Genomic DNA, 16,540 nt, shown 5'->3' with positions numbered 1-16,540 from the left:
TGTGCTAAAATCGCTGCACAGATGAGCCCTGCCTCACCGACCTCTTTTTTTCTTTCTACAGGCTTTCCAATGAAACGTGAATTAGCAATCGAGTTCTCCCGCGTGACAGAAGCTGCCGCGCTCGCCGGTTATAAATGGCTGGGCCGGGGTGATAAAAACCTCGCCGACAATGCTGCCGTTCAGTCCATGCGCATCATGCTCAACAAAGTCGATATCGACGGCACTATCGTCATTGGCGAAGGGGAAATCGATGAAGCGCCGATGCTGTATATCGGCGAAAAGGTCGGTACCGGTAACGGCGATGCGGTAGATATCGCGGTCGACCCGATTGAAGGCACGCGTATGACCGCGATGGGACAATCCAATGCGCTGGCCGTGCTGGCGGTGGGCGACAAAGGGTCTTTCCTCAATGCGCCGGACATGTACATGGAAAAAATCGCCGTCGGGCCGGGGGCCAAAGGCGCTATCGATCTGAACCTGACGCTGGCAGAGAATCTGGCAAATATCGCCAGAGCGCTGGATAAACCGCTGACCGAACTGACCGTGGCTGTTTTGGCGAAACCCCGCCACGACGATGCTATTCGCGAAATGCTGGCCTCGGGCGTGCGTGTGTTCGCATTCCCGGACGGCGACGTGGCGGCAACCATTCTGACCTGTATGCCGGAAAGCGAAGTGGACGTGTTATACGGCATCGGCGGCGCCCCTGAAGGTGTGATTTCCGCTGCGGTGATCCGCGCGCTGGATGGCGACATGCAAGGCCGCCTGCTGGCGCGGCATGACGTGAAAGGCGATACGCCGGAAAACCGCCGCATGGGCGAAGATGAGCTGGCGCGTTGTCAGGCGATGGGGATTGAGGCGGGTAAAGTGCTGCTGCTCGATGATATGGCGCGTAACGATAACGTGATTTTCTCCGCAACCGGCATTACCAAAGGCGATCTGCTGGAAGGTATCAGCCGTAAAGGAAATATGGCGACCACCGAAACGCTGCTGATCCGCGGTAAATCCCGCACTATCCGCCGCATCCGCTCGACGCATTATCTCGACCGTAAAGACGCCGCGCTGCACGAATTTATTATCTGACCGGACGCCGGAAAGACAAAAAGCAGAGCTCAGGCTCTGCTTTTTTTATGGGGAAGACTCAGTATCAGACCGTGTGGCCCTGCTCCTGCTGATGGTTCGACATCGGCCACCAGCACAGCAAGATCAGCACCGCCATCGCAAACATCAGCAAACCCAGACTGAACTGACCGGTTTGCGGCAACATGGCGGACATCCACGCCACCAGCCCTGAGCCCATATTTTGCAGACCACCGACCAGCGCCCCCGCAGCCCCTGCCAGATAAGGGAAAGGTTCCATTGCGCCGGTAGTCGCCAGCGGGAACAACATGCCAGCGCCGAAGAAGAACAGCGAAGCCGGAACGATGAGCGTCCAGATATTCATGATGCCCAGCCAGCCCGGGATCCACATTGCCAGCCCGGCCAGCAGACAACTGATGACCGAATGCCACATCAGCTGCTGAAAACTTTTCTCGGTACGCCCGGCATACCAGGCACCAAAGAAAGCGGCCGGAATCGGCAGGATAAACAGGATGCTGACCATCACACCACTCAGGCCGAGAACGCCACCCATCAGCACGCCACAGCTGGCTTCGAAGACCGCCACACCGGCCAGCGCCCCCACCAGCATCACCAGATAGCGGCTGAAGTTTGCATCGCCCAGCAATAAACGCAGGCTGCCGAACATTTTACGCGGTGGATTATCAGCCGTGAACTCCGGACGGGTTTCCGGCAGCCAGCGGTACATAGAAAATGCCACGCCCGCGCACAGGATCAGCAGGAAACCAAAACTGGCACGCCAGCCCAGCCACGCAGACAATGCTCCGCCGATGACTGGCGCCAGCAGCGGACTCACCAGAATCCCCATATTCAGCAGGCTATTGGCATGACGCAATGCACCGCCGCTGTACAAATCACGGGGCATGGTTCGCGCCATCACGCCCGCCACGCCGGTACCCAGCCCCTGAACTGCACTGGCCAGGATGAGCATATTCAGACTGGTCGACATCATCGCGCCAGCCGCGCCAATCAGGAAAATCATCAGCCCCGTCAGGATCACCGGTCTGCGCCCGATGTTATCGGAGAGCGGTCCGTAAACCAGCTGTGAGCCGCCGTACGTCAGCAGATAGGCTGCCATCACACGCTGCACGGCACCGGGTTTTACCGCCAGACTGGTTGCCATATCCGCGATATTTGGCACATAAATGGTTTGTGCCATCTGGCCAACAGCGACCAGCAAAATCAGCATTACAAGCAGGTGAATGTTTTCCAGTTTTTTCATTTTTCAGTTCATTATCAGACAGTGTTGGAAAAGTGCAGAACAAATAACCAGTAAAACAGCCGGACATGCTGCGGCGCATAAGTTAACAAATTAGGATGAATAAGCGAGTGTTGCGGTGAACTATCCCGTCCTCCGACTGGCAGCAGGACAAGCCAGCGGTGTAACGCTGGGTGTACGAAAATCGATACTGACTAACCAGAGCCGATCAGGCTGATAACATTTAACCGATAAGGGATCCGAAAAATTTGAAATAAAATCAGACCTCAATTTCGGTATTCATGAGTAAATCAGGAACAACGGGAGTTTTTATGGCTGATTGGGTGACGGGAAAAGTCAAAAAAGTTGAGCACTGGACAGACAATTTGTTCAGCATCACGGTCAACGCACCGGTCGATTCTTTTACCGCAGGCCAGTTTGCCAAACTCTCTCTTGATATTGATGGCGAGCGGGTCCAGCGGGCCTATTCGTACGTTAATCCGCCTTCCAGCAACGAGCTGGAGTTCTATCTGGTCAATGTGCCGGAAGGAAAGCTCAGCCCGCGCCTGCATGTTATGCAGCCGGGTGACGAAATCAATATCACCAAAGAAGCCGCAGGTTTTTTCGTCATTGAAGAAGTGCCGGAGTGTGACACGTTGTGGATGCTGGCAACCGGTACAGCTATCGGGCCGTATCTGTCGATTTTGCAGGAAGGGCAAGGGCTGGAGCGGTTCAAAAATATTGTTCTGGTTCACGCCGCACGCTTCTCAGCTGACCTGAGTTATCTGCCACTGATGCAACAGCTTCAGCGCCGTTATGAAGGCAAATTACATATTCTGACCGTGGTCAGCCGCGAAGAGATTGCCGGTTCACTGACCGGTCGCGTACCCGCACTGATTGAAAGCGGCGCACTTGAAACGGCTGTCGGCCTGAAGATGCTGGCAGAAGACAGCCACGTTATGCTGTGCGGAAACCCTCAGATGGTGCGCGATACCCAGCAAATCCTGAAAGACACGCGGGGTATGCGCAAGCATCTCAAACGCAAGCCGGGCCATATGACCAGCGAGCATTACTGGTAAGCCTGCTCCTGCAAAACTAGCGGAATTTAACGTCATCCGGTTCCGGGCCAAAACGATTTGTGCCCGGCGTACCGACAAACGCACCGCAGTCGATAATCAGCATGATGAAGATCACTGATGGCGCCAGACGGCCTAATACCCAGCTCCATGTTTGCGGCATTGCCGCTGCCCAGTTACCGGCAACCAGCATCCACGCCAGCACAAACAACAGGGCCCACCAGGCGGATTTATTGCGATCATGCAATCTTTTGACCAGCACCGCCGCGGTCGGCCACAGTAACACAACCAGCGCAAAGCCGGCGGTCTGATAGGTAATCCATTCCTGTGCGGCAAAAAAGAAATCAGCCACCATCAGAATCAGCCAGCTGACCATCCAGAGCCAGAAATCGCGGCGCCCCAGGCGGCCGTTAAAAGAAAACAGTGCATGCTGTAACGTCATTGACAGTCCGTTCCGTAAAGTACAATGGGAGTAAATTGTTAAATCAGGCGGAGTGTAACCCACGGACAGCGGCGGCGAGAATCTTTACGCTCTCCTTTTGACATTACCCCCCGTTCCCCGCTTTAATCGGTCTGTTGAAACAAAATAAGAAACGCCCTATGACTGTTGCTCACTCTTTATTACGCCTGGCGCTGCCCGCATTACTGATACTGGCAGGTCAGAATATCGCGCTTGCCGATCCGCCAACCGATCATTCCAGCGCAGAAGAGATGCCAAAGGCACCTTATCTGCTGGCAGGCGCGCCGACGTTTGAAACAACGCTGATTAATTTTCGCGCCAAATACAATGAAGCCAATCCGACTCAGCAGATTGGCGAATTCCGTTCCATCAGCGATAAATCTCCGAACAATCCCCTGACCCGCGCCGCCAGCAAGATTAACGAAAATCTGTATGCCTCGACGGCGCTGGAAAAAGGCACGGGCAAAATCAAAACGCTGCAAATCACCTATCTGCCGATTCAGGGAGCCGAAGAGAAAGCGGCCCGCACGCTGGCGATAAGCTACATGGCGAACCTCATGCGTCAGTTTGATGCCACACTTTCTGTGCCACAAAGCGTGGCGAAAGTGACATCTATGATTGAGAAAGGCAAAGGTCAGCAGTTTTATAAGCAGGAAGTGGGCGCGGTGCGTTTTGTGATTTCAGACAATGGCGAAAAAGGTCTGACATTCGCCGTGGAACCGGTCAAGCTTGCGCTGGCCGAGCCGTGAGATGACGGCTTTTAATGACAAAAAGCAAAGCCTTTACGTCCAATGATCTCTATACTGTTGCACAGGTAATCTGCTTATTTGGCAGAAATTTTAATCGACACTCGCGTCCCCTTTTGGAGGAAAAAACATGCGACATCCATTAGTGATGGGTAACTGGAAGCTTAACGGCAGTACCCACATGGTTAACGAACTGATTGCTGCTCTGCGTACTGAACTGAGCACAGTTGTAGGTTGTGACGTTGCGATTGCTCCACCAGAAGTTTACCTGTCACAGGCTAAACACGCGCTGGCTGGCAGCCGTATCGCGCTGGGTGCTCAGAACGTTGATGCTAACCTGTCCGGCGCATTCACCGGTGAAATCTCTGCCGACATGCTGAAAGACATCGGTGCAAAATACATCATCATCGGTCACTCTGAACGCCGCACTTACCACAAAGAAAGCGATGAGTTCATCGCGAAGAAATTCGGCGTGCTGAAAGAAGCAGGTCTGATCCCTGTTCTGTGCATCGGTGAAACCGAAGCAGAAAACGAAGCAGGCAAAACTGAAGCCGTTTGCGCTAAGCAACTGGACGCGGTTCTGAACACTCTGGGTGCGAAAGCATTCGAAGGCGCTGTCATCGCTTACGAACCAGTTTGGGCGATCGGTACCGGCAAATCTGCAACTCCTGCACAAGCTCAGGCAGTTCATAAATTCATCCGTGACCATATCGCGAAACAAGATGCTGCGGTTGCTGAACAAGTGATCATCCAGTACGGCGGTTCCGTTAACGCGGCTAACGCTGCTGAGCTGTTCACCCAGCCAGACATCGATGGCGCACTGGTTGGCGGCGCATCACTGAAAGCTGATGCTTTCGCTGTGATCGTGAAAGCGGCTGCAGAAGCCAAACAAGCGTAAGTCTGTTTCTTCTGCGCATAAAAAACCCCGGGATGCCGGGGTTTTCTTTTTGGTCGCAAAGAGAGCTGTTTGCGGAAGACCTGTCTGTAAAACGTCGTTAACGCTTAGAGATTTGGTCAAAAATACCGTCTGTCGCGAAATGATCTTTTTGCGCCTGTGCCCAGGTACCTGCAACCTGATCAATGGTGAACAGTTTCAGTTTCGGGAATTCAGAAGCGAATTTCTTTTCGACTTGCGGATCACGCGGGCGGTAATAGTTTTCTGCCGCGATAGTCTGTCCTTCCAGTGAATACAGGTACTTCAGGTAGGCATCTGCCACAGTACGGGTATCACGCTTATCCACGACTTTATCGACCACAGAAACTGTTGGCTCCGCCAGAATCGATTCGCTTGGCGTCACGATTTCAAACTTGTCTTTGCCGACTTCTTTAGTTGCCAGCAACGCTTCGTTTTCCCATGCGATCAGCACATCACCGATGCCGCGCTCAACGAAGGTATTGGTTGCGCCACGTGCGCCGGAATCCAGCACTTCCACGTTTTTATACAATGCTTTCACGAAATCCTGAGCCTTCGCTTTATCATTGTTATTGTGATGCAGGGCATAACCCCAGGCTGCCAGATAGTTCCAGCGGGCACCGCCAGACGTTTTAGGGTTCGGCGTGATAACCGACACGCCCGGCTTGATCAAATCATTCCAGTCGTGAATTTGTTTCGGATTGCCTTTGCGCACCAGGAAAACAATGGTGGACGTGTAAGGTGCAGAGTTGTCCGGCAGACGGGTGATCCAGTTTTTATCAATACGGCCGCGCTCGGCAATGGCATCAACGTCATAAGCCAGCGCCAGTGTGACTACATCAGCTTCAATGCCGTTAATAACTGATGTGGCCTGCTTGCCCGAACCGCCATGCGACTGTCGCACAGTCACGGTATCGCCAGTTTTAGCCTGCCAGTACTTGCTGAACGCTTTGTTGTATTGTTCATAGAACTCACGGGTTGGATCGTATGACACGTTCAGAATCTGAATATCTTTGGCAATTGCTCCGGTTGCCACCAACAGTAATCCCAAACCTACAGCCCATTTACGCATCGCACTCTCCCGAGATAGTTTCTATGGATTTCATTTATTTGTTCATTAAGGAGAGCGTGCCAGATAAAAATGAAACGCATAAAGAATAAAAGGTTTTTTTCTATTACTTTCTGGAATAACAAAAACACAGGCCAAAAAAAACCTCCCGTAAAGGAGGTTCTTTCAATTGCGTAATCCACTGTATCAGAAAAGTTTTTTCGCAGTGTCGTACCAGTCTTCTTTGAATTTACTTTTCTTATTCTCTGGTGCGATACAAACCGAGATTAACTCGTGAACCATTTTCTCGTTTTCTACACCGACACAGAAACCGCCCTGAGAATAGTCGCGGCCTTCTTCCAGCAGCAGGTCTACAGCATAAGCGCCCATGCGGGAGGCTAAGATGCGGTCGTAAGCGACGGGCGCACCACCGCGCTGAATGTGACCTAATACGGTGCCACGCGTTTCGCGGCAGGTTTCTTTCTCAATGTATTTGGCCAGCTCTTCGATGTTATCTAACTTCTCAGTGATGGCAACGATCGCGTGCTTTTTACCTTTCGCGATGCCTGCTTTAATTTCAGCAACCAGATCATCACGTTTGAATTCAACTTCCGGGATGGCGATAAATTCGCAACCACCGGCAATTGCAGCTGCCAGAGTCAGATCACCGCAATAACGGCCCATCACTTCAACGATTGAAATACGCTGGTGTGAAGAGGAGGTATCACGCAGACGGTCAATCGCTTCTACCACCGTGCCCAGCGCAGTGAAGAAACCGATGGTGTAGTCAGTACCGGCAACGTCGTTATCGATTGTGCCTGGCAGGCCGATACAACGGATGCCACCTTCTTTGGTCAGCAAGTCTGCGCCTGCATAAGAACCGTCACCACCGATAACCACCAGGCCATCAATACCGCGGTCTTTCATATTCTGCAGCGCCACTTTACGCATTTCCGGGTCACGGAATTCCGGGAAACGAGCTGAACCCAGGAAAGTACCGCCGCGGTTAATCATGTCTGAAACGCTGTAGCGATCCAGTTTACGCATGCGGTTTTCGTACATGCCGAGGTAGCCATCTTCAATACCGTAGACTTCCAAATCTGCAGATAAAGCGGAGCGGACAACGCCACGGATCGCAGCATTCATGCCTGGGGCATCGCCACCACTTGTCAGTACACCAATTTTTTTGATCATGACTACCTCTGAACTTGTAGATGCAATTTCTTAAGAATCTTGAGCCAGCCTGTTGGGCGAATTTTTCTTGTGCAGCCAAAAGGGCTTACTAGCGTTTGAGCCTATAGTATAACAAAACACCGGTGCTGAATTGATTCAAGTCAGCAAGAATACGCATACACTGCTCTGTACTTCGCAATTTACTGATTCATACGGCTTTTACAAGATATTTCCAGTTCGTTACGCGCAGATTTCCACCTTGTTAATTTCCGCTTCTGTGAACCCATCGCAGATTTCAGGCAAAAAAAACCCCACCTTTCGGCGGGGGAAGACAGGGATGGTGTCTATGGCAAGGAAAAACAGGGATCTTACTCGGTCGTGCTGGTACTACTCGTCTTCTGGGCAGAAGAGGGCTGTAATCCAGATAACTGCATACGCATCTGTTGCATACGTTGCTCGTGTTTCTGGTTCAATACGTCTTTTTGCTCAGGGGTCAGCAGATTAAACATCTGGTTGCGGATGCGGGCCATTTCGACCTGGCGATCCACCTGTTCCTGAGCCATTAATTCGGCTTGTGACCGGACTGCGGCCTGATCAAACTTTTCGGCGGTAACCAACCTGTGCATCGTTTCTATCTGTTCTACATTTACATGAGGCAGATCTTTACGGGCCTGGTGCATCAGGTCACGCATTTGCTGGCGCTGCTGCTCAGTGAGATTTACACCATCAAACATGGTGTTGCGTTCCTGAGGCTTATCCAACATCGTGCTATCATGTTCTGCTGGCATCGCCGACACTGGTTTTGCGCCATCTGCTAAAACGACACCTGAACTCAGCGTCAGAAGCGTGGCCAAACCGAATGAAGCTGCCTTAAACATCACATACTCCTAAAGTCTTTATCGCTTAATCGCGAATCATTGAAAAGCAGTCTAAACCTGCTGCTGCAAACAAGCGTCAGTGCTTGTAAAAGTACGTAAAGTCATGGAATAGCGGCAATTGATGACGTATTTTGCGTCTAGAGGTAAATACAATGAATAAAATTTTGTTAGTTGATGACGACCGTGAACTGACTTCACTTTTGAAAGAATTGCTCGAAATGGAAGGCTTTAATGTTGTGGTGGCTTACGACGGTGAGCAGGCATTAGAGAAAATCGATAATACCATCGATCTTCTGTTACTTGACGTGATGATGCCGAAGAAAAACGGCATTGAAACCCTTAAAGAATTACGCCAGCGCCACCAGACGCCAGTGATTATGTTAACTGCCCGCGGCAGTGAATTGGACCGTGTTCTTGGCCTTGAACTGGGTGCCGATGACTATCTGCCAAAACCGTTTAATGACCGCGAACTGGTTGCCCGCATCCGGGCCATGTTGCGCCGTTCCAACTGGAGCGAGCAGCAGCAAACCAATGAAAACAATGGTTCACCGACGCTTGAAGTCGATGGCTTACAGCTGAATCCGGGCCGCCAGGAAGCCAGCTTTGATGGCGAAGCGCTGGATTTGACCGGTACAGAATTTACCCTGCTGTATCTACTGGCAAAACACCTCGGACAGGTCGTTTCCCGCGAACATCTGAGCCAGGAAGTCTTGGGTAAACGCCTGACGCCGTTTGACCGTGCGATAGATATGCATATCTCTAATTTACGCCGTAAATTGCCCGATCGTCAGGATGGACATCCGTGGTTTAAAACCCTGCGCGGACGCGGCTATCTGATGGTTTCTGCTTCATGATAAACAGCCTTACGGCACGTATTTTTGCCATTTTCTGGTTTACGTTAGCCCTGGTGCTAATGCTGGTATTGATGGTGCCGAAACTCGATTCACGCCAAATTACGCCGTTGCTCGATAACGAACAACGGCAGGGCCTGATGATTGAACAGCACGTCGAAGCTGAGCTGGCGACCGATCCTGCCAATGATCTGATGTGGTGGCGCAGGCTGTTCCGCGCTATCGACAAATGGGCACCGCCGGGTCAGCGTTTATTGCTGGTCACCAGCGAAGGGCGCGTAATTGGCGCTCAGCGCAATGAAATGCAGATTGTGCGTAACTTTATCGGCCAGTCTGATAACTCAGATCGTCCGAAAAAGAAAAAATATGGCCGTGTGGAAATGGTCGGGCCCTTCTCTGTTCGTGACGGCGAAGACAATTATCAGCTTTACCTGATGCGCCCTGCCAGCAGTTCTCAGTCTGATTTTATCAACCTGATGTTTGACCGCCCTCTGCTTCTGCTTATCGTCACCATGCTCATCAGCGCCCCGCTGTTGCTCTGGCTGGCGTGGAGCCTGGCGAAACCTGCGCGTAAGTTGAAAAACGCCGCAGATGACGTTGCACGCGGCAATCTCAAGCAACATCCGGAACTCGAAGCCGGCCCGCAGGAGTTCCTCGCGACCGGTGCCAGTTTCAACCAGATGGTCAGCGCACTGGAACGAATGGTGACGGCGCAACAACGACTCATATCTGATATCTCACATGAACTGCGAACCCCGCTGACGCGCCTGCAACTGGCTACCGCGCTGATGCGCCGTCGTCATGGCGAAGGCAAAGAGCTGCAACGCATTGAAAATGAAGCGCAACGTCTTGATGGCATGATCAATGACTTACTGGTGTTATCACGCAGCCAGCACAAAAATGAGCTGTCGCGCGAAACCCTGAAAGCCAATGAATTGTGGGAAGGTGTCATTGACGATGCGCAGTTTGAAGCCGAACAGATGGGCAAAACCCTTGAGGTCACATCGCCTCCGGGCCCATGGAAACTGATCGGGAATGCCGCGGCCCTCGACAGCGCGCTGGAAAATATCGTGCGTAACGCCCTGCGTTATTCACATCATCATATTGCGCTGAACTTCGCCCATGACAGCGAAGGGATCACCATCACCGTGGACGATGATGGTCCTGGCGTGAGTGAAGAAGATCGTGAACAGATTTTCCGTCCGTTCTACCGGACTGATGAAGCGCGTGACCGCGAATCCGGCGGTACCGGCCTTGGGCTGGCTATCGTGGATACTGCGGTTCAGCAACACAGAGGCAAAGTCAAAGCCGAGGACAGCCCGCTGGGCGGCCTTCGTTTGATTATCTGGCTGCCGCTGCACCAGCGTTAAGTTTCTGCTATTCTGCGTCCCTCTATCAGGGGGACGCATGCTTAACATCGTTTTATTTGAACCAGAAATCCCGCCAAATACCGGCAATATTATCCGCCTGTGTGCCAACACCGGATGTCAGCTTCACCTCATCGAACCTTTAGGTTTCGGCTGGGACGACAAACGTCTGCGCCGCGCCGGACTCGATTACCATGAATTCGCCCATATTAAGCATCACGCCAACTATGACGCGTTCCTCAGTAGCGAAAATCCGCAACGTCTTTTTGCACTGACGACCAAAGGCACGCCAGCGCACAGCGCCGTCAGTTATCAGGATAATGATTTTCTGTTGTTTGGTCCTGAAACCCGCGGTCTGCCAGCTTCTATTCTGGATAATCTGTCCGCGCAGCACAAAATCCGTATTCCGATGCTCGCAGAAAGCCGCAGCATGAACTTGTCGAATGCCGTTTCGGTGGTGGTGTACGAAGCCTGGCGCCAGTTGGGATATCCGGGCGCACTGCTGAAAGAATAGGTTTGCTGTAACTATTTGATGAAACTGAAAGATGGCATGCAGATTCATGCCATCTGAAACGTCTGTCAGATACCGTCGCCGAATTCAAAACCCTGCGCAATACCGTTGAAATGCTGATCCATATCCATGGAAGGACGTTCGCTTTCCGGACGCCCGACAATACGTGCCGGAACCCCCGCCGCCGTAGTGTGCGGAGGAACGGATTGCAACACGACCGAGCCCGCCCCGATTTTCGCACCCGCGCCCACCTCGATATTGCCGAGGATTTTCGCACCCGCCCCAATCATGACGCCTTCACGGATTTTAGGGTGGCGGTCGCCGCAGGTTTTGCCGGTACCGCCCAGCGTGACTGATTGCAAAATCGAAACGTCATTCTCAACGACAGCTGTTTCACCGATGACAATACCGGTCGCATGGTCAAACATGATGCCGCAACCAATGCGCGCTGCCGGATGAATATCTACGCCGAATGAAACTGAAATCTGATTCTGAAAATATATCGCCAGCGCTTTACGATCCTGCTTCCACAGCCAGTTACCGATGCGGTAAGCCTGAAGCGCGTGGAAACCTTTAAGATAAAGCAGCGGAGTCGAATATTTATCGACCGCCGCATCGCGCTGATGTACAGCAAGAATGTCGCGGGCAGCAGACAAGATCATTTGTTCGTCGTTACGATAGGCTTCTTCGACCACTTCACGAATAGCCATCGCTGGCATAATCGGATTACCCAGCTTGTTGGCCAGAATGTAGCTTAGCGCACCGCCCAGCGTTTCATGTTTAAGCAACGTCGCATGGAAAAAACTTGCCAGCATCGGTTCACACTCAGCCAGTGCTCTCGCTTCTGATTTAATGTTATTCCAGACCAGCTCTAATTCTTCTAGCGACATCACTTTTCCTTACGACTTTGCAAGTTCGGGTAATAAAAAGCCGCCCTGTCGGGAACACCAACAAGGTGGCTATACTTTATACGCCTTTCAGTGGCTGTGTTTTTCGTCCTTGCTCGCACGGGCAAGCAAACTGATCGCTGCTTCACGCGCATCTTTACCGCAGTACAACACCTGGTAAATCTGTTCTGTGATTGGCATTTCAACGTTATTACGCTGCGCCAGAGCCCGTACTTCTTTCGTATTGCGATAGCCTTCTACAACCTGGCCGATGGTGTCCTGAGCGGTCTGAACATCCTTGCCTTGTCCCAGCATAATGCCGAAGCGGCGGTTGCGGGACTGGTTGTCTGTGCAGGTTAACACCAAATCACCCAGCCCTGCCATGCCCATAAATGTCGCAGGGTCAGCCCCTAAAGCGGCTCCCAGACGTGTCATTTCAGCCAGTCCGCGGGTAATCAGCGCGGTTCGGGCATTAGCCCCAAAGCCGATTCCATCCGACATTCCGGCACCAATGGCGATGACGTTTTTAATCGCACCGCCCAGCTGAACGCCGATGAAATCGGGGTTGCTGTAAACACGGAAGCTTTTGCCACAGTGCAGTAATTGCTGCAAATCATCGGCAAAAGTCGCATCGGTTGCTGCCAGAGAGATTGCCGTCGGCATGCCTGCCGCGAGTTCTTTGGCGAACGTCGGCCCGGAAACCACAGCTAATGGAATGGCATCGCCGAGTTCTTCGCGCGCGACATCTTGCAGAAGACGTCCGGTCTCCGCTTCCAGCCCTTTCGTCGCCCATACCACACGTGCATCAGCGCGCAAATGAGGTTTAAGCTGACGCAAAACGTCACCAAATACATGGCTGGGTACCACAACCAGCACATTACGGCTGGCCGCTAACGCGACAGACAGATTGGTTTCGAGCAAGAGATTATCAGGGAACGGAACATCAGGAAGAAATTCCTGATTACAACGGGCACGTTGTAAGGCGTTGATGTGCTCGGGGTTATGTCCCCACAGCACAACGGGATGGCCATTTCTGGCGAGAGTAATCGCTAAAGCGGTGCCGTACGAGCCGGCACCGATCACTGTCATTGACGCATTGACGGTTTTCATCAGGCATCCTGATGCGGTTCAGCACCTTCGCCTTCAGCTTGCTGTTGCAGATAGTTCATGAACAGAGCGTCAAAGTTAACAGGTGCCAGATTCAGTTGCGGGAAAGTACCGCGGGAAACCAGGCTGGTAATGCACTCACGGGCATACGGGAACAGAATGTTCGGGCAATATGCACCCAGGCAATGCGCCATCTGGTTGCCATCGATACCGGAGATAGTGAAGATACCACCTTGCTGAACTTCACACAGGAACGCAGTTTCGTCGCCCAGGGAAGACGTTACGGTCACACGCAAGACAACTTCATATACGCCTTCGGCCAGCTGGCTGGAAGCGGTATCAAGATCCAGTTTAACTTCTGGCTGCCAGTCTTGCTGGAAAACCTGAGGCGCATTTGGCGCTTCAAAAGAGATGTCTTTGGTATAAATACGTTGGATCTGGAAAGCCATCTCGGTGTTATTTTGTTCTGACATGTGAGTAGTACCCTTAAGTTAATAGTCCTTTTAAACACTTAATGAAAAACCACCGCCGCCTTGATTAACCCAGCATTGGGTCAAGGCCACCGCGTGCATCAAGCGCATGTAAATCATCACAACCGCCAACGTGCTGTCCGTCGATAAAAATCTGAGGAACGGTTGAACGACCGCTGCGGGCGATCATTTTTTCACGCTTATCTGCGTCACCATCGATAGCGATTTCATCGAATGAAACGCCTTTGCTGTTGAGCAGGGCTTTCGCGCGATGGCAGTAAGGGCAGGTTGCCTTGGTATAGATTTCAATTTTAGCCATGGGTTCCACCTCAGAGTCGTAGAATTTAATGCCGTAGCGGTTATCTGAATGTCTTATTTACCGCAAATCATTTACCGCGAACTAAAGGCAGGTTTTCACCGCTCCAGCCGCTGATGCCTTCTTTGAGTGTGAACACGCGCTCAAAACCAGCAGCAATCAGGCCTTCAGCCGCAGTACGGGACGTTTGTCCGGTGGCACATACCACGATCACTGGCTGTGCTTTATGTTTGGTCAGTTCACCCAGATTGTTGTTTTTGATGTCAGCAGACAACACATTCTGTGATTCAGCGATGTGGCCTTTGCGGAATTCTTCACGCGCGCGAACATCGACAACGATGGCATCTTCTTTATTAATCAGGCGTGTTGCTTCGCCACGGGTGATCTCTTTCACTTTAGAGAAACGTGTTTTAAAGGTGGTCACAATTACTGCAATCAGTAACGCAACCCACGCCAGGCTGAGAACCGGATGCGCACTGATGAACGGCATAATATCTTGCATGGGGTGTAGCAACTCCCGTCAGTTGGGGGAAAATTCAAGGCTTCAGAGTATACCTGCGCGCCGGAGCAAATACAGCCAGTAAGCGCGGGCGAATGCCACAATCTGCGGCACGTCTCGGAAAATTAACACGCCTTTATGCTGAAAGTTAACCCTCACCTCACCTCAACTTTGATCTCCTCCGGCTATTCACTTCCCGCACTGGGGTAAAATCAACCGGCTTAAATGCCTTTAGCCGCGCCTGTTTCCCCCCGTTTCAGCGGGCGAGCCTATTGAGCATTTCATCTTTTAAACTGAGGTCAATTGACATGTCGAGCAACAAAAAACCGATGGTTCTGGTGATTCTGGACGGCTACGGACATCGCGAAGAGCAACAAGATAACGCGATTCTGAACGCCAAAACGCCGGTGATGGATAATCTGTGGGCCACCCATCCTCACACGCTTATCGCTGCCTCAGGACTGGACGTCGGTCTGCCCGACGGTCAGATGGGCAACTCCGAAGTCGGCCATGTCAATTTAGGTGCGGGCCGCATCGTGTATCAGGACCTCACCCGTCTGGACAAAGAAATCAAAGAAGGCGACTTCTTTAATAATAGCGTACTGACCGGTGCGGTTGATCGCGCCATCGCCGCAGGCAAAGCGGTCCATATTATGGGCCTGCTGTCAGCGGGCGGCGTTCACAGCCACGAAGACCACATTATGGCGATGGTGGAACTGGCGCACCGTCGTGGCGCGAAAGCGATTTATCTGCACGCCTTCCTTGATGGGCGTGATACCCCGCCGCGCAGCGCAGAAGCTGCACTGAAACGCTTCTCTGAGAAATTCGCACAAATTGGCACCGGCCGCATTGCCTCTATTGTTGGCCGTTATTACGCTATGGATCGCGATAACCGCTGGGATCGCGTACAGCTCGCATACGATTTGATGTCACAGGCAAAAGGCGCGTTCACGGCCGAAAACGCTGTGGCTGGCTTGCAGGCCGCTTATGGCCGCGATGAAAACGATGAATTCGTGAAGCCAACCGTATTGCAGGCAGCAGGCGAAGAAGCAGCGGCCATCAATGACGGCGATGCACTGATCTTCATGAACTTCCGCGCTGACCGTGCCCGCGAAATCACCCGCGCCTTTATCAGTCCGGACTTTGACGGTTTTATCCGCGAAAAAGTCATTAACTTCGGCGATTTCATCATGCTTACCGAATACGCCGCGGACATCAAAGCTGCCTGCGCCTATCCGCCGGCATCACTGAAAAACACCCTCGGCGAATGGCTGATGGCGCACGGCAAAACGCAGCTGCGTATTTCCGAAACTGAGAAATATGCACACGTCACCTTCTTCTTTAACGGTGGCATGGAAGATTCGTTTGAAGGCGAAGATCGCATTCTGGTGAAATCCCCGAACGTGGCGACGTATGACCTGCAACCGGAAATGAGTTCTGCTGAACTGACGGAAAAACTGCTCAGCGCAATTGCCAGCGGTAAATATGACACCATCATTTGTAACTATCCGAATGGCGATATGGTCGGTCATACCGGCGTTTACGATGCGGCGGTGAGCGCCGTTGAAGCACTCGATAATTGCGTGGCTCAGGTTGTGGATGCCGTGAAAGCCGTTGGTGGTCAGTTGCTGATCACCGCCGACCACGGTAACGCAGAACAAATGCGCGATCCGGCGACCGGTCAGGCACACACCGCGCACACCAGTCTGCCGGTGCCCTTAATTTATATTGGCGGAAACGCAGAAGCCGTTGAAGGCGGTAAATTGTCTGATATCGCACCAACGATGCTTTCACTGATGGGCATGGAGATCCCGGCAGAAATGAGTGGCAAACCGCTGTTTATCGCGCGCTAATTTCCCTTAAAGCTCTGTTAAAAAGGCGTACCGACACCCGTTGGTACGCCTTTTTTGTTTGTGCATCAGCC

The 16,540-nt window shown here is 52.2% G+C and carries 18 protein-coding genes; 8 read left to right on the top strand and 10 right to left on the bottom strand.

Translation table 11 applies throughout. The features are described from left to right. Positions 1 to 69: 69 nt before the first annotated feature. On the top strand, positions 70 to 1,080 hold the full coding sequence (gene glpX / locus J1778_RS05230; RefSeq protein ID WP_217172286.1) for a class II fructose-bisphosphatase: 1,011 nt from the start codon (positions 70 to 72) through the stop codon (positions 1,078 to 1,080). Between the two features lie 64 nt (positions 1,081 to 1,144). Here the strand turns inward: glpX and emrD are convergent, their stop codons facing one another. Further along, positions 1,145 to 2,338 (bottom strand): multidrug efflux MFS transporter EmrD, encoded by a 1,194-nt coding sequence (gene emrD / locus J1778_RS05225; protein WP_217172285.1) that lies wholly within the window; start codon positions 2,336 to 2,338, stop codon positions 1,145 to 1,147. 308 nt (positions 2,339 to 2,646) lie between these two features. On the opposite strand from emrD, the gene fpr reads away from it, so the two are divergent. Then, the gene (gene fpr / locus J1778_RS05220) at positions 2,647 to 3,393 is read left to right on the top strand and encodes a ferredoxin--NADP(+) reductase (RefSeq protein ID WP_217172284.1); all 747 of its coding nucleotides are present in this window, start codon (positions 2,647 to 2,649) and stop codon (positions 3,391 to 3,393) included. A 16-nt stretch (positions 3,394 to 3,409) separates the two neighbouring features. Here fpr and J1778_RS05215 read toward each other — a convergent pair whose 3' ends face one another. Beyond that, positions 3,410 to 3,832, bottom strand: coding sequence for a DUF805 domain-containing protein (locus J1778_RS05215; RefSeq protein WP_113877620.1), 423 nt, complete (start codon positions 3,830 to 3,832; stop codon positions 3,410 to 3,412). A gap of 158 nt (positions 3,833 to 3,990) precedes the next feature. Between J1778_RS05215 and J1778_RS05210 the strand changes: the two genes are divergently transcribed. Next, a complete protein-coding gene (locus J1778_RS05210; protein WP_217172283.1) occupies positions 3,991 to 4,599 on the top strand; it encodes a DUF1454 family protein in 609 nt (202 codons plus the stop codon). 127 nt (positions 4,600 to 4,726) lie between these two features. Next, a complete protein-coding gene (gene tpiA, locus J1778_RS05205; RefSeq protein WP_217172282.1) occupies positions 4,727 to 5,494 on the top strand; it encodes a triose-phosphate isomerase in 768 nt (255 codons plus the stop codon). A 97-nt stretch (positions 5,495 to 5,591) separates the two neighbouring features. On the opposite strand, the gene J1778_RS05200 is transcribed toward tpiA, so the two are convergent. The 3 genes from J1778_RS05200 to cpxP all read right to left on the bottom strand — a co-directional run bounded on the left by J1778_RS05200 (position 5,592) and on the right by cpxP (position 8,608). After that, positions 5,592 to 6,581: a sulfate ABC transporter substrate-binding protein gene (locus tag J1778_RS05200; protein WP_217172281.1), complete on the bottom strand. Its 990-nt coding sequence runs from the start codon at positions 6,579 to 6,581 to the stop codon at positions 5,592 to 5,594. A 183-nt stretch (positions 6,582 to 6,764) separates the two neighbouring features. Further along, positions 6,765 to 7,751 carry a 6-phosphofructokinase gene (gene pfkA / locus J1778_RS05195; protein ID WP_112289334.1) on the bottom strand — a complete coding sequence of 329 codons (987 nt, stop codon included), beginning with the start codon at positions 7,749 to 7,751 and terminating at the stop codon, positions 6,765 to 6,767. Positions 7,752 to 8,098: 347 nt separating this feature from the next. Continuing rightward, positions 8,099 to 8,608: a cell-envelope stress modulator CpxP gene (cpxP, locus tag J1778_RS05190; protein ID WP_217172280.1), complete on the bottom strand. Its 510-nt coding sequence runs from the start codon at positions 8,606 to 8,608 to the stop codon at positions 8,099 to 8,101. 152 nt (positions 8,609 to 8,760) lie between these two features. Between cpxP and cpxR the strand changes: the two genes are divergently transcribed. Genes cpxR through trmL form a run of 3 tightly spaced genes read left to right on the top strand, consistent with a single transcriptional unit; the run spans position 8,761 to position 11,340 of the window. Further along, on the top strand, positions 8,761 to 9,462 hold the full coding sequence (gene cpxR, locus J1778_RS05185; protein ID WP_217172279.1) for an envelope stress response regulator transcription factor CpxR: 702 nt from the start codon (positions 8,761 to 8,763) through the stop codon (positions 9,460 to 9,462). Then, a complete protein-coding gene (gene cpxA / locus J1778_RS05180) occupies positions 9,459 to 10,829 on the top strand; it encodes an envelope stress sensor histidine kinase CpxA (protein WP_120509356.1) in 1,371 nt (456 codons plus the stop codon). The genes cpxR and cpxA overlap by 4 nt, the downstream gene beginning before the upstream one ends. Before the next feature lie 37 nt (positions 10,830 to 10,866). Then, positions 10,867 to 11,340, top strand: a complete 474-nt coding sequence (trmL, locus tag J1778_RS05175) for a tRNA (uridine(34)/cytosine(34)/5-carboxymethylaminomethyluridine(34)-2'-O)-methyltransferase TrmL (protein ID WP_217172278.1) — start codon at positions 10,867 to 10,869, stop codon at positions 11,338 to 11,340. 65 nt (positions 11,341 to 11,405) lie between these two features. Here the strand turns inward: trmL and cysE are convergent, their stop codons facing one another. The 5 genes from cysE to J1778_RS05150 form a co-directional block, all read right to left on the bottom strand. Further along, complete coding sequence (gene cysE, locus J1778_RS05170) at positions 11,406 to 12,227, bottom strand: serine O-acetyltransferase (RefSeq protein ID WP_013577600.1); 822 nt, start codon at positions 12,225 to 12,227, stop codon at positions 11,406 to 11,408. Positions 12,228 to 12,314: 87 nt separating this feature from the next. Continuing rightward, positions 12,315 to 13,334 (bottom strand): NAD(P)H-dependent glycerol-3-phosphate dehydrogenase, encoded by a 1,020-nt coding sequence (gene gpsA, locus J1778_RS05165; RefSeq protein WP_217172277.1) that lies wholly within the window; start codon positions 13,332 to 13,334, stop codon positions 12,315 to 12,317. Continuing rightward, a complete protein-coding gene (gene secB / locus J1778_RS05160; RefSeq protein WP_013577602.1) occupies positions 13,334 to 13,804 on the bottom strand; it encodes a protein-export chaperone SecB in 471 nt (156 codons plus the stop codon). Before secB ends, gpsA begins: the two co-directional genes overlap by 1 nt. A gap of 64 nt (positions 13,805 to 13,868) precedes the next feature. Next, positions 13,869 to 14,120 carry a glutaredoxin 3 gene (gene grxC, locus J1778_RS05155; RefSeq protein WP_217172276.1) on the bottom strand — a complete coding sequence of 84 codons (252 nt, stop codon included), beginning with the start codon at positions 14,118 to 14,120 and terminating at the stop codon, positions 13,869 to 13,871. Between the two features lie 67 nt (positions 14,121 to 14,187). Beyond that, positions 14,188 to 14,619, bottom strand: coding sequence for a rhodanese-like domain-containing protein (locus J1778_RS05150; RefSeq protein ID WP_015699203.1), 432 nt, complete (start codon positions 14,617 to 14,619; stop codon positions 14,188 to 14,190). A gap of 305 nt (positions 14,620 to 14,924) precedes the next feature. Here J1778_RS05150 and gpmM point away from each other — a divergent pair, with 305 nt between their 5' ends. Continuing rightward, positions 14,925 to 16,469: a 2,3-bisphosphoglycerate-independent phosphoglycerate mutase gene (gene gpmM, locus J1778_RS05145; RefSeq protein WP_217172275.1), complete on the top strand. Its 1,545-nt coding sequence runs from the start codon at positions 14,925 to 14,927 to the stop codon at positions 16,467 to 16,469. Positions 16,470 to 16,540: the final 71 nt, after the last annotated feature.

The sequence above is a fragment of the Rahnella bonaserana genome (assembly GCF_019049675.1).
Lineage (GTDB): Bacteria > Pseudomonadota > Gammaproteobacteria > Enterobacterales > Enterobacteriaceae > Rahnella > Rahnella bonaserana.
This window is presented reverse-complemented; position numbering and strand designations above follow the sequence as displayed.

Excerpts from the sequence above, each read along its gene's own strand:
- glpX (WP_217172286.1), top strand. The coding sequence starts at position 70 with ATGAAACGTGAATTAGCAATCGAGTTCTCCCGCGTGACAGAAGCTGCC.
- emrD (WP_217172285.1), bottom strand. The coding sequence starts at position 2,338 with ATGAAAAAACTGGAAAACATTCACCTGCTTGTAATGCTGATTTTGCTG.
- fpr (WP_217172284.1), top strand. The coding sequence starts at position 2,647 with ATGGCTGATTGGGTGACGGGAAAAGTCAAAAAAGTTGAGCACTGGACA.
- J1778_RS05215 (WP_113877620.1), bottom strand. The coding sequence starts at position 3,832 with ATGACGTTACAGCATGCACTGTTTTCTTTTAACGGCCGCCTGGGGCGC.
- J1778_RS05210 (WP_217172283.1), top strand. The coding sequence starts at position 3,991 with ATGACTGTTGCTCACTCTTTATTACGCCTGGCGCTGCCCGCATTACTG.
- tpiA (WP_217172282.1), top strand. The coding sequence starts at position 4,727 with ATGCGACATCCATTAGTGATGGGTAACTGGAAGCTTAACGGCAGTACC.
- J1778_RS05200 (WP_217172281.1), bottom strand. The coding sequence starts at position 6,581 with ATGCGTAAATGGGCTGTAGGTTTGGGATTACTGTTGGTGGCAACCGGA.
- pfkA (WP_112289334.1), bottom strand. The coding sequence starts at position 7,751 with ATGATCAAAAAAATTGGTGTACTGACAAGTGGTGGCGATGCCCCAGGC.
- cpxP (WP_217172280.1), bottom strand. The coding sequence starts at position 8,608 with ATGTTTAAGGCAGCTTCATTCGGTTTGGCCACGCTTCTGACGCTGAGT.
- cpxR (WP_217172279.1), top strand. The coding sequence starts at position 8,761 with ATGAATAAAATTTTGTTAGTTGATGACGACCGTGAACTGACTTCACTT.
- cpxA (WP_120509356.1), top strand. The coding sequence starts at position 9,459 with ATGATAAACAGCCTTACGGCACGTATTTTTGCCATTTTCTGGTTTACG.
- trmL (WP_217172278.1), top strand. The coding sequence starts at position 10,867 with ATGCTTAACATCGTTTTATTTGAACCAGAAATCCCGCCAAATACCGGC.
- cysE (WP_013577600.1), bottom strand. The coding sequence starts at position 12,227 with ATGTCGCTAGAAGAATTAGAGCTGGTCTGGAATAACATTAAATCAGAA.
- gpsA (WP_217172277.1), bottom strand. The coding sequence starts at position 13,334 with ATGAAAACCGTCAATGCGTCAATGACAGTGATCGGTGCCGGCTCGTAC.
- secB (WP_013577602.1), bottom strand. The coding sequence starts at position 13,804 with ATGTCAGAACAAAATAACACCGAGATGGCTTTCCAGATCCAACGTATT.
- grxC (WP_217172276.1), bottom strand. The coding sequence starts at position 14,120 with ATGGCTAAAATTGAAATCTATACCAAGGCAACCTGCCCTTACTGCCAT.
- J1778_RS05150 (WP_015699203.1), bottom strand. The coding sequence starts at position 14,619 with ATGCAAGATATTATGCCGTTCATCAGTGCGCATCCGGTTCTCAGCCTG.
- gpmM (WP_217172275.1), top strand. The coding sequence starts at position 14,925 with ATGTCGAGCAACAAAAAACCGATGGTTCTGGTGATTCTGGACGGCTAC.